We start from the raw sequence: 12095 nt of genomic DNA, 5'->3' as shown, positions 1-12095 counted from the left end.
TTATTTGGACACCTGCCACTGCCGTCAACCATTCTTTACAGAACCCTGAAGAGAGTTTGGTGTCTTCCTGTGTCTGCACGCATCTTTCCATTCACTGAGACGATTATCTAGCCCGAAAATGCTACTAATCTCCTATTCTGGTTACAGGAGGAAAATATGTATTACAAAATGTAAAAAACACGGAACTTTGTGAACCATCTCTAAATTTACAAAAATAAAAAAAGGCCAGCAGAGCTGACCTTGAGTATATATATGAATTTCTTATATTTAATGCGTTAAATCAGAAGGTGGCGTTACGTGGCGTCCTTGGGAAGGCGATAACATCCCTTACATTTTGCACACCAGTGACATAAGCGATTAACCGTTCGAAACCTAATCCAAAGCCGGAATGAGGAACGGTGCCGTAGCGACGCAGGTCACGATACCACCAGTAATCTTCTTTATTCAGACCCATTTCGGCCAGGCGGGCATCCAGTACATCAAGACGCTCTTCACGCTGCGAACCTCCGATAATTTCACCAATACCCGGAGCCAGAACGTCCATCGCTGCAACGGTTTTGCCGTCGTCATTAAGGCGCATATAAAACGCTTTGATATCTTTAGGGTAGTTTTTGACCACCACCGGCGCTTTAAAGTGTTTTTCTGCCAGGTAACGCTCATGTTCAGAAGAGAGATCGATGCCCCAGGAGACGGCGTTCTCAAATTTCTCACCACAGTTAATCAGGATCTCAACCGCATCGGTGTAATCAACCTGAGCAAAATCAGTGGTTACAAATTGCTCCAGACGAGTAATCGCCTCTTTGTCTACGCGTTCGGCAAAGAAAGCCATATCGTCAGCGCGCTCTTCCAGAACCGCTTTGAAGACATACTTGAGCATCGCTTCCGCCAGGGCAGCGTTATCTTCCAGATCGGCAAAAGCAACTTCCGGCTCCAGCATCCAGAACTCAGCCAGGTGACGGCTGGTATTGGAGTTTTCCGCGCGGAAAGTAGGGCCAAAGGTATAAATTTTGGAGAGGGCGCTGGCGTAGGTTTCGCCATTCAGCTGCCCGGAGACGGTCAGGAACGCTTCTTTACCGAAGAAATCTTCGTCAAAATTGATTTTCCCTTCAGGCGTGCGCGGCAGGTTTTCCAGATCCAGCGTGGAAACGCGGAACATTTCCCCGGCGCCTTCGGTATCGGAAGCGGTGATCAGCGGGGTGGAGACCCAGAAGAAACCCTGCTCATCAAAGAAACGGTGCAGAGCCTGTGACAGCGTATGACGAACGCGGGCAACCGCCCCAATCAGGTTAGTGCGCGGGCGCAGGTGAGCCACTTCACGCAGGTACTCAATGCTGTGACGCTTGGCGGCCATCGGATAGGTATCCGGATCGTCAACCCAGCCTACCACTTCCACATGGGTCGCCTGAATTTCAAAGCTCTGGCCTTCGCCCGGTGACTCCACCACTTTACCGGTGATCGCTACGGAACAGCCGGTAGTCAGTCGCAGCACTTCGTCCTGATAATTATTCAGAGAATTATTGACGACAGCCTGGACGGGATTAAAGCAGGAGCCGTCATACACGGCGATGAAGGAAATACCAGCTTTTGAATCTCTTCTTGTACGTACCCAGCCGCGTACGGTGACTTCACTGTCAACCGCGACCCGGCCTTGCAGTACATCCGCTACAGGCACAACGCTCATAAAAGTCTCTCACTATTAATCAGGATTAAAGAAAATTACCCCGGATTTGGGGTAGTGCTATGTTACTTGCCGACAGGCGAGACACAAGAAGAATTCGTTGTTCTGCGGGAGATTTATTCAGATATTCGGCAGTGTTAACAAGAGAAGAGGGGGGAGCCTCTTCTCTTCTAAAGCTGGGACTAACTGGCTTTTTTCACCAGCGGCAGATCGAAGGCTTTACGCAGGGCGCGAACGAAGGCTTTGTCCTGGCAAATAGTTTTGCCCGGGCTGTCAGAGAGTTTAGCCACTGGCTTGCCGTTACACTCTACCAGCTTAATGACGATATTCAGCGGCTTAACCTGCGGGATATCGCAGGTCAGACGGGTGCCGATGCCAAAAATAACGTTAGCGCGCTGGCCAAAGTGGCGATAAAGCGCCACGGCTTTTTCCAGGTCGAGGTTGTCGGAGAAGACCAGCGTTTTGCTGCGAGGATCGATACCAAGCTTCTCGTAATGCGCAATAGCTTTCTCGCCCCATTCAACCGGGTCGCCCGAGTCATGGCGCAGCCCCTGGTAACGGGTGGCAAAGTTCTCGCCGAAATCACGCAGGAAGGCATCCATAGTGATACAGTCGGTCAGCGCTATTCCCAGAGTATCAGGATATTCATCCAGCCAGGCCTGCAACGCCGCCCGCTGGCTGTTTGCCAGAACCGGACTGATCTGCTGATGCGCCTGAAACCATTCATGTGCCTGCGTGCCCACCGGTGTGATGTTTAACCGACGGGCAACGTCATAGTTACTGGAACCTACCAGCCACGGGAACTCCTGCTTGAGCGTGCCGACAATCGCCTGCTGCACTTCGCGGGAGAAACGACGGCGCGTACCAAAGTCCATCAGCTTAAAGCGGGACATATCGAGATCGGCCGTCATGGTTTTGAAATCGGCCAGACGGGTCTGCAGATGATCGACGGCCATCGCTGCGGTAACCAGCGGCGAGCGGTGGCGATGCACCACCTCACTGATCAGCGCCAGCAGCGGCACTTCCCACATGATCACATCCAGCCATGAACCGCTGATACGAATATCCAGCTTGCCCTGATGGTTGCGAACGCGGACGAGTGAAGGATCGTAACGATACTGGCGCAGCCAGGCGAGATAGTCCGCCTTAAAGAAAGGCAGGGTAGCAAGATAGTCGGCCTCTTCATCCGTCAGCGCCAGCGCCTGCATTGAGGCTATCTCCCGGACAATCTCATCAGCATAAATACCCAACAGGTCGTCGCCCCGGCAGCGGAACTCGGCCACCACGGAAACTTTTTTATAACGGTGGAACACGGCCTGCTGCATATGCAGCTTATAGGCGTCCGTGTCCAGCAACGTGGTCAGGATCGGGGTAGCATGTCGTGTCATGGTGCGTTTCAGCATCCTCTGGCGAAGAGCGTTATCCCTGGTTATAAAAAAAGAAATGACGCAGGAGTATAACTTGATTCCTCATTTATTGAACCCGATCACAACACAATTCAGCGGACAAGGTCGAGGGCAATCCGTGCGCTTGTTAATGGGATGTGTCTTTTAAGGCGCTATTCCCCCCGCAGCGCGATTCTACATGGCAACATCGCGCTAACAGGAATAGACTTGAAAAGGTTAACTAATTATCGACGTGAGAAGGACTTATGACGCAACTGCCACAAGCCAAAAATCGCCATGATTATCGTGCTCCAGATTTTACCATTACCGATATCGATCTGACTTTCAATCTGGATGCCAGCACTACCCAGGTGACCGCCATCAGCCGCGTCAAAAAACTGGGCGCTGAAGGGGCAGAGCTGCGCCTGGATGGGGAAGATCTCACGCTTATCTCGCTAGAGATAGATGACGTTGCCTGGGCGCACTACCGCCTTGAAGAGGGGGCGCTGATCGTTGAGCAGTTGCCAGAGACGTTCACGATGAAAATCGTCAATGACATTCATCCTGACCAGAATACCGCGCTGGAAGGCCTCTATAAATCGGGTGAAGCGCTCTGTACGCAATGTGAAGCTGAAGGCTTCCGGCATATTACCTGGTATCTTGATCGCCCGGATGTACTGGCCCGCTTTACTACCACTATTATTGCCGAACAGACGCTCTTTCCCTATCTCCTCTCCAACGGAAACCGCATTGACGGTGGCCAGATGGAAGATGGCCGTCACTGGATGAAATGGGAAGATCCCTTCCCGAAACCTTGTTACCTGTTTGCGCTGGTGGCCGGTGATTTTGACGTGCTGCGCGACAGCTTTAAAACCCGCTCAGGCCGTGACGTTGCGCTGGAGATCTTTGTCGATCGCGGCAATCTGGACCGTGCAGATTGGGCGATGACCTCGCTGAAAAACAGCATGAAGTGGGATGAAGAGCGGTTTGGTCTGGAGTATGACCTGGACATCTTTATGATCGTCGCCGTGGACTTCTTCAACATGGGCGCCATGGAGAACAAAGGCCTTAACGTCTTTAACTCTAAATATGTGCTGGCGAAGGCGGAAACTGCCACCGATAAAGATTACCTCGGCATTGAAGCGGTGATCGGCCACGAATATTTCCATAACTGGACCGGCAACCGCGTGACCTGCCGCGACTGGTTCCAGCTCAGCCTGAAAGAGGGGCTGACGGTGTTCCGCGACCAGGAGTTCAGCTCCGATTTAGGCTCTCGTGCGGTGAACCGTATCGATAACGTCCGCATTATGCGTGGCGCTCAGTTTGCTGAAGATGCCAGCCCGATGGCGCACCCGATCCGCCCTGAACAGGTGATCGAAATGAACAACTTCTATACCCTGACGGTGTATGAGAAGGGTTCAGAAGTGATCCGTATGATGCATACGCTGCTGGGAGAAGAGAATTTCCAGAAAGGCATGCAGCTCTATTTTGAACGCCATGACGGCAGCGCGGCAACTTGCGATGACTTTGTGCAGGCGATGGAAGATGCTTCCAATGTCGATCTTTCGCAGTTCCGCCGCTGGTACAGTCAGTCCGGCACGCCGATCCTCTCCATTCGCGACGATTACAACCCCGAGCTGGAGCAGTATACGCTGCACGTCACGCAGAGAACGCCGGCCACTGCCGATCAAAAAGAGAAGCTGCCGCTGCATATCCCGCTGGATATCGAACTCTATGATGGCGAGGGCAAGGTTATCCCGCTGCAGCATAACGGCCATCCGGTCCATAATGTGCTCAACGTCACCGAAGAGTTCCAGAGCTTCATCTTTGATAAAGTCTATTTCCAGCCGGTACCTTCGCTGCTGCGGGAATTCTCCGCGCCGGTGAAGCTTGACTATAACTGGAGCGATGCGCAGCTTACCTTCCTGATGCGCCATGCCCGTAATGACTTTGCCCGTTGGGATGCGGCGCAGAGCCTGCTGGCAACCTACATCAAGTTGAATGTCGCCCGCCAACAACAGGGTCAGCCGCTTTCGCTGCCGCTGCATGTCGCTGACGCCTTCCGCGCGGTGCTGCTGGAAGAGAACAGCGACCCGGCGCTGATGGCGCTGATCCTTTCGCTGCCAAGTGAAAATGAGATAGCCGAGCTGTTTGAGATCATCGATCCACAGGCGATTGCAGATGTGCGTGCTTCGCTGGTACGCCTGCTGGCGACCGAGCTGGCTGATGAGTGGCTGGCGGTTTATAACGCCAACCAGAGCACCGATTACCGTATTGAACATGCGGAGATTGGCAAGCGCGCGTTGAAAAATGTCTGCCTGGGCTATCTGGCCTTTGGCGATGTTGAGCTGGCGGACAAATTGGTTAAGGCGCAGTTTAGCAAGGCGAATAACATGACCGATTCGCTGGCGGCAATGGCGGCTGCCGTAGCGGCGCAGCTTCCCTGCCGTGAGGCGCTGCTGGTGGCGTTCGATGAGCGCTGGCATCAGGATGGACTGGTTATGGATAAATGGTTCGCCCTGCAGGCTACCAGTCCGGCGCCAGACGTGCTGAACCGCGTTCGGGCCTTACTGAGCCACCGCTCCTTTACGCTCAGCAATCCAAACCGCATTCGTGCGCTGATTGGCGCGTTCGCGTCGGCTAACCCTTCAGCCTTCCACGCCGCTAACGGCAGCGGTTATCAGTTCCTGGTGGAGATCCTCTCCGATCTGAATACGCGTAATCCACAGGTTGCGGCACGGATGATTGAACCGTTGATTCGTCTGAAACGCTATGATGCTGGCCGTCAGGCGCTGATGCGTAAGGCGCTGGAGCAGTTGAAAGGGCTGGATAAACTCTCTGGCGATCTTTACGAGAAAATCAGTAAAGCGCTGAATGCCTGATATTCGTTGAGTAAAGGGGCGGATAAGAATCCGCCCCTGAAAGGCAATAGCCGAACTAAGCACGGATGACTTTTCTGCTTAAGACAGGCAATTGCTGAACTTGAGCACGGATGACTTATCTGCTTTAAACAGGAAATTGCTCAACTTAAGCACTGATGACTTTACTGCCTTTTAAAGGCTATCGCTGGACGTGAAGCGTGGCTGGCATAAGCTGGGAACAAAGCGTGCCGCGCCATGGACGGCGCGGCCCGAGCTGTCAGGGATGACGCTTTTTGCGTCTTTGTGAGCAGCTTATGCCAGCCATGCCAGCACGTTTTTTATTGCACATCTTTACGGCAGATTACGCCAGCATAGTTTTACTTCCACACTTGTGAGCCGATTATGTTCGCCGCGCTTCAGGTTCAGTAATAGCCTTTCAAGGCTAACCTGCTGACCTCTTTTATCACCGCTGAGCGTAACGTTTTTCCGCTGCCGCCGGCGAACGCTTCATCACCCGATCCAGCACTTCTGCCTCCAGCTCTGCCAGCCTCACCGATCCTTTGCGGCGTGGACGAGGAAGATCCACCTGCAGATCCAGCCCGATATTTCCCTCCTCTATCAGCAGCACCCTGTCAGCCATCGCTACCGCTTCACTGACGTCATGCGTCACCAGCAGTACGGTAAAGTGGTGCTTCTGCCAGAGCGACTCGATCAAATCCTGCATTTCAATACGGGTCAGGGCGTCCAGCGCGCCCAGCGGTTCGTCCAGCAGCAGCAGACCAGGACGATGGATCAGTGCACGGGCCAGCGCCACGCGCTGCTTTTGCCCGCCGGAAAGCGCGGCTGGCCACTCTTTCGCCCGGTCGGCCAGCCCTACAGCTTCCAGCGCCTCCAGCGCGTTCTGTTTCCAGGCCTTGCCCTTGAGGCCCAGCCCGACGTTATCAATGATACTTTTCCAGGGCAGCAATCTTGCATCTTGAAACATCAGGCGGGTGTCATCCTGCGCATCACTGAGCGGCGCGTTTCCGGCAAGTAAACTCCCTGACGTGGTCTTCTCCAGGCCCGCTAGCAGGCGCAACAGCGTACTTTTCCCGCAGCCGCTGCGGCCCACAACCGCCACAAACTGTCCGGCGGGAATATGCAGATCGATATTATTCAGGACCGTCCGGTCTCTGTACTGCTTGCTGACGCCGCCGATCACCAGCGGCGTTCCGGCATTGAGGCGTGCCGGAGAAGGCGTTAACTCGCTCATGCGTTGTCCTCTTTCAGTTGATAAGCGGGATGCCAGCGCAGCCAGACGCGTTCCAGTAACAGCGCGCTGACATCAGCCAGTTTTCCGAGCAGGGCATAGAGAATAATGGCCACCACGACCACGTCAGTTTGCAGGAACTCGCGGGCATTCATCGCCAGATAACCGATTCCTGAATTAGCGGAAATGGTTTCTGCCACGATCAGCGTCAGCCACATCAGGCCCAGCGCAAAACGTACGCCTACCATGATCGAGGGCAGGGCGCCCGGCAACACCACCTGAATAAACAGGCTCCAGCCAGAGAGGCCATAGCTGCGGGCCATCTCAACCAGCCCACGGTCGATGTTACGAATACCGTGATAAGTATTCAGGTAGATGGGGAACATTGTCCCGAGCGCCACCAGAAAAATCTTGGCTGACTCGTCAATACCAAACCAGAGGATCACCAGTGGGATCAGCGCCAGATGCGGCACGTTACGCAACATCTGTACCGAGGTATCCAGCAGGCGTTCGCCAAGCCGCGACATCCCGGTGATCAGCCCCAGTATCAGGCCAATCGAACCGCCGATGGTGAAGCCTACGGCTGCCCGCCAGCTGCTGATGGCAAGATGCTGCCAGAGCTCGCCGCTGGCAGAGAGCTTCCAGAAAGTGATCAGAATGGCTTCAGGAGAGGGCAGGATCCGCGTGGAAAGCCAGCCAGCCTGAGAGGCAATCTGCCAGACCACAATCAGCAGCACCGGAAGCGCCCAGGGCACCAGCTGATTAGCCAAACGTGAAAGCGGCTTATTCATCTTCACCTCTGACTCTGAGAAACTTTTTGCGGTGTGAAATCGTTTGCTACCGCTTCACCATGAGCGGAAACGACGCGAGGCTGTGGCACTTCAGGCACCGCTAAATCCAGATGAGGGAAGAGTAGTTCGCCGACGCGATACGCCTCCTCAAGGTGCGGATAGCCGGAAAGAATAAAGGTTTCTATCCCCAGATCGGCATACTCCTGCATTCTTGCGGCGACGGTTTCGCCGTCACCCACCAGAGCCGTTCCCGCCCCTCCGCGAACCAGGCCTACGCCAGCCCAGAGGTTAGGGCTGATTTCCAGTTTGTCCCGGCGGCCGCCGTGCAGGGCAGCCATACGCTGCTGGCCTACTGAATCTGTCCTTGCCAGCGCGGCCTGCGCTTTAGCAATGGTGGTATCATCCAGATGTGAGATCAGCCGATCTGCAGCCTGCCAGGCCTCTTCATTAGTTTCACGCACAATGACGTGCAGACGAATGCCGAACTTCACGCTCCGCCCCTGGGCAGCAGCTTTAGCCCGCACCCGATCGATTTTTTCTTTTACCTGAGCAGGCGGTTCGCCCCAGGTCAGATAGACATCAACCTGCTCAGCCGCCAGGTCCTGAGCAGGATCTGACGAGCCGCCGAACCATAAGGGCGGGCGCGGCCGCTGTACGGGTTTAAACATTAATCGGGCGCCGCGAACGTGCACATGCCTGCCTTCATAATCGACCGTTTCTCCTTCCAGCACCCGGCGCCAGACGCGGGTAAATTCGGCCGATTCTGCATAACGCTCGGTGTGATCGAGGAACACGCCATCACCCGCCAGCTCTTCAGCATCTCCGCCGGTGACCAGGTTGAACAAAGCACGCCCGTTTGAGAGACGATCCAGCGTTGCAGCCTGGCGCGCGGCCTGAGTGGGCGAAATCACGCCGGGGCGTAAAGCCACCAGAAAGCGCAGCCTCTGCGTGACAGGGATCAGCGAGGCGGCAACCAGCCAGGCATCTTCACAGGAGCGACCGGTAGGGATCAGCACGCCGCCGAAACCCAGGCGATCGGCAGCCTGAGCAATCTGCTGCAAATAGCCGTGATCGACCGGGCGGGCGCCTTCTGCCGTGCCTAAATAGTGGCCATCACCGTGGGTGGGTAAAAACCAGAAAACGGAAAGACTCATGATGAACTCCTGATTAGTTTGCGCTGGTGGGCCGCCAGATACGGCTGGCGATCTCAACTTTTACCGGCATTAACTGGTTGGCATAAAACAGGTCGGCGGTTTGCTGCTGCGCCTGTGCCGTTTTCTCGCTGACCGGGCTGATGCTGGTCGGTGGACGATGATCCAGATAACTTGCCACCACCGGCTTCGGCAATCCCATCGCCTGGGCCAGCAGCTCAATACTTTGCGTTCTGTCGCTCAGCGTCAGCGCGTCAGCCTGACTGAAGGTGGCCAGCACTTTACTGATAAACGGCCCGTTTGCCTGCGTAAATGGGCGCGTTGCCAGATAGAAGGAGCCGGTTTGATTGAGCTGGCTACCGTCAGTCAGCACCCGCGCGCCACCCTGCTGCAACGCGGCGGAATAGTAGGGATCCCAGATAGCCCAGGCATCAACATCGCCCTGCTGGAAGGCTGCACGGGCATCGGCAGGCGTCAGGTAGGCAGGCTGGATATCTTTGAATGACAATCCCGCTTTTGCCAGCGCTCTCAGCAGCAAATTGTGTGAACTGGAACCTTTCTGGAAAGCCACTTTATGTCCTTTCAGATCGGCCACCGCCTTAAACGGGCTGTTCTTAGGCACCAGGATCACTTCAGCTTTGGGTTTTGGTGGTTCTGCACCGACATAAAGCAGATCCGCACCGGCGGCCTGAGCAAAGATTGGCGGGATATCACCCGTACTGCCCAGATCGATGCTGTTGACGTTTAATGCCTCCAGCATTTGCGGGCCTGCCGGGAATTCCACCCACTTAATCTGCGTCTGCGGGAACTGCTTCTCCAGCAGATGATGCGATTTGGCTAATACCATGCTCACCGACCCTTTTTGGTAGCCGATGCGAAACGTTTTGGGTGCGTCTGTGTCGGCAGCAACAGCCGAACCTGCCAGCACGCTGGTCAGCGCCAGGGCAGAAAAAATACGGGCTAAAAGCGTCATCTCTCTTCCTTATACCGCGACGGCAAACGGTTGATGGCGGCGAGCCAGCGCAGACCAGAAAGTCTCAACGGACTCATCGATTCGATCTTTTAAAAGAGGGGAGAGTTCAGGGGTACGATCGTAGTGGGCGATCTGGGTGTCATCGGCAAACACGCCGTGCAGCACTTCCTGTGCCTTCAGGGCGTTCAGAACGGGCTTAAGCGCATAATCCACGGCCAGCATATGGGCGACAGTACCGCCTGTAGCCAGTGGCAGCACCACCTTGTGTTCCAGGGCACGTTCAGGCAGCAGGTCCAGCAGCGTTTTTAGCGCGCCGGAAAAAGAGGCTTTGTAAACGGGCGTCGCCACGATAAGTCCGTCAGCCTGGGCTAAATCCTCTTTCAGCGCCAGCAGAGCCGGGGAGTCAAAACGAGCATAGAGCAGATCTTCAGGAGCAAAGTTATGCAGATTCCAGGGAATAACTTCCACACCGCGTTTTTCAAGCAGCTGCTGACAGATCGTCAGCAGGGCGGTAGAGCGTGAAGGAAAGCGAGGACTTCCCGCCAGAGTAATAACGCGCATAACCTCTCCTTATAACCAAAAGTTATTGAACTAAGAAATTCGGTAACTGTGAGGTCTATCCTGACAGAGAGGAGCAGGAGGCTTAAATGATTTATCCGGCATATTTAAGTCGGATTCTGGCAATAGCGCATAAGAGGCAGGATTATTAAACGCTAACGTTTTACTTTCCGCGTAAAGGACTTTACCATTTTCCCCCGCGCCTGCAGCGTCACTGCACCGCACTTTGACCGTTCAGGCCCTCCGGCAACAGAGAATAAAGGGGAGCGCTGTAGAGTGACGCAAAACGCACTTTTCAGGGTTGCTGTCGCCAGGCGATAACAACTTTTGTCCTATCCAGGCCTGTTATCTCGGGCATTCAGGAGCGATCATGTACTACCCCTTTGTCCGTAAGGCGCTGTTTCAGCTTGACGCGGAGCGTGCCCATGAGCTGACGTTACAGCAGCTGCACCGTGTTACAGGTACGCCTTTAATGCATCTGGTGCGCCAGTCTCTGCCTTTTAAACCGGTTAACTGTATGGGCCTGACGTTTAAAAATCCGCTGGGCCTCGCTGCCGGTCTGGATAAAAACGGGGAATGTATTGACGCTTTCGGCGCAATGGGCTTTGGGTTTATTGAAATCGGCACCGTCACGCCGCGCGCGCAGCCGGGTAATGACAAGCCACGCATGTTCCGCGTGCTGGAAGCCGAGGGGATCATTAATCGCATGGGATTTAATAATCTTGGCGTGGATAACCTGGTTGAGAACGTGAAAAAATCCCATTTTGATGGCGTACTGGGGATTAATATCGGCAAAAATAAAGATACGCCGGTAGAGTCAGGTAAAGAAGATTATCTTACCTGTATGGACAAAATTTATGCCTATGCCGGATATATTGCGATTAATATCTCCTCGCCAAACACACCGGGATTACGCACGCTGCAATATGGCGAAGCACTGGACGATCTTTTAATTGCGGTTAAACAAAAACAGAAAGATCTTGAAACATTGCATCACAAATATGTTCCCGTCGCGGTAAAAATTGCCCCCGATCTTTCAGAAGAAGAATTGGTGCAGGTCGCTGACAGTCTGGTGCGCCATAATATTGATGGTGTGATAGCCACCAATACTACGCTGGATCGTTCACTGGTTAGCGGCCTGAAATATGCCGAAGAAGCGGGGGGTTTAAGCGGGCGCCCGGTGCAGTTAAAAAGTACTGAAATTATTCGCAGCCTGGCAAAAGAGCTGCAGGGCAGGCTGCCCGTTATTGGCGTAGGCGGCATTGATTCCCTGGTTTCTGCCCGTGAAAAAATCGCGGCGGGCGCCTCGCTGGTGCAGATCTACTCCGGCTTTATTTATAAAGGGCCGCCGTTGATAAAAGAAATTGTGACCCATCTCTAAGGTAATTCTTAGTTAAAACGGCCAGGGGCTTTATTTTCGCCGCTGGCTCGTTTATATTTTCTTCTGTT

The 12095-nt window shown here is 54.3% G+C and carries 9 protein-coding genes; 2 read left to right on the top strand and 7 right to left on the bottom strand.

Features of this window, described 5'->3' with window-relative positions; translation table 11 throughout:
* Positions 1–280: 280 nt before the first annotated feature.
* Both asnS and pncB read right to left on the bottom strand, forming a co-directional pair.
* Positions 281–1681 carry an asparagine--tRNA ligase gene (gene asnS, locus Q3V30_RS13945; protein WP_306206584.1) on the bottom strand — a complete coding sequence of 467 codons (1401 nt, stop codon included), beginning with the start codon at positions 1679–1681 and terminating at the stop codon, positions 281–283.
* A 179-nt stretch (positions 1682–1860) separates the two neighbouring features.
* Positions 1861–3081, bottom strand: coding sequence for a nicotinate phosphoribosyltransferase (gene pncB / locus Q3V30_RS13940; RefSeq protein ID WP_306206583.1), 1221 nt, complete (start codon positions 3079–3081; stop codon positions 1861–1863).
* Between the two features lie 248 nt (positions 3082–3329).
* Here pncB and pepN point away from each other — a divergent pair, with 248 nt between their 5' ends.
* On the top strand, positions 3330–5945 hold the full coding sequence (gene pepN, locus Q3V30_RS13935) for an aminopeptidase N (RefSeq protein WP_306206582.1): 2616 nt from the start codon (positions 3330–3332) through the stop codon (positions 5943–5945).
* A 442-nt stretch (positions 5946–6387) separates the two neighbouring features.
* On the opposite strand, the gene ssuB is transcribed toward pepN, so the two are convergent.
* From ssuB to ssuE, 5 genes are read right to left on the bottom strand one after another with little or no spacing between them, the layout of a single operon-like run.
* The gene (gene ssuB / locus Q3V30_RS13930) at positions 6388–7176 is read right to left on the bottom strand and encodes an aliphatic sulfonates ABC transporter ATP-binding protein (protein ID WP_306206581.1); all 789 of its coding nucleotides are present in this window, start codon (positions 7174–7176) and stop codon (positions 6388–6390) included.
* Complete coding sequence (gene ssuC / locus Q3V30_RS13925; RefSeq protein WP_306206580.1) at positions 7173–7964, bottom strand: aliphatic sulfonate ABC transporter permease SsuC; 792 nt, start codon at positions 7962–7964, stop codon at positions 7173–7175. Before ssuC ends, ssuB begins: the two co-directional genes overlap by 4 nt.
* Positions 7965–7966: 2 nt before the next feature.
* A complete protein-coding gene (gene ssuD, locus Q3V30_RS13920) occupies positions 7967–9118 on the bottom strand; it encodes an FMNH2-dependent alkanesulfonate monooxygenase (protein ID WP_306206579.1) in 1152 nt (383 codons plus the stop codon).
* A 13-nt stretch (positions 9119–9131) separates the two neighbouring features.
* Positions 9132–10088, bottom strand: coding sequence for a sulfonate ABC transporter substrate-binding protein (locus Q3V30_RS13915; protein ID WP_306206578.1), 957 nt, complete (start codon positions 10086–10088; stop codon positions 9132–9134).
* 9 nt (positions 10089–10097) lie between these two features.
* A complete protein-coding gene (gene ssuE / locus Q3V30_RS13910; protein WP_306206577.1) occupies positions 10098–10649 on the bottom strand; it encodes an NADPH-dependent FMN reductase in 552 nt (183 codons plus the stop codon).
* A 367-nt stretch (positions 10650–11016) separates the two neighbouring features.
* On the opposite strand from ssuE, the gene pyrD reads away from it, so the two are divergent.
* Entirely contained in the window at positions 11017–12027 is a 1011-nt protein-coding gene (gene pyrD / locus Q3V30_RS13905; RefSeq protein WP_306206576.1) for a quinone-dependent dihydroorotate dehydrogenase, read from the top strand.
* Positions 12028–12095 lie beyond the last annotated feature (68 nt).

This window comes from Erwinia pyri (assembly GCF_030758455.1).
Classification (GTDB): Bacteria; Pseudomonadota; Gammaproteobacteria; order Enterobacterales; family Enterobacteriaceae; genus Erwinia; species Erwinia pyri.
Note: the sequence above shows the minus strand (reverse complement) of the source record. Positions and strands in the feature narration are given on the sequence as shown.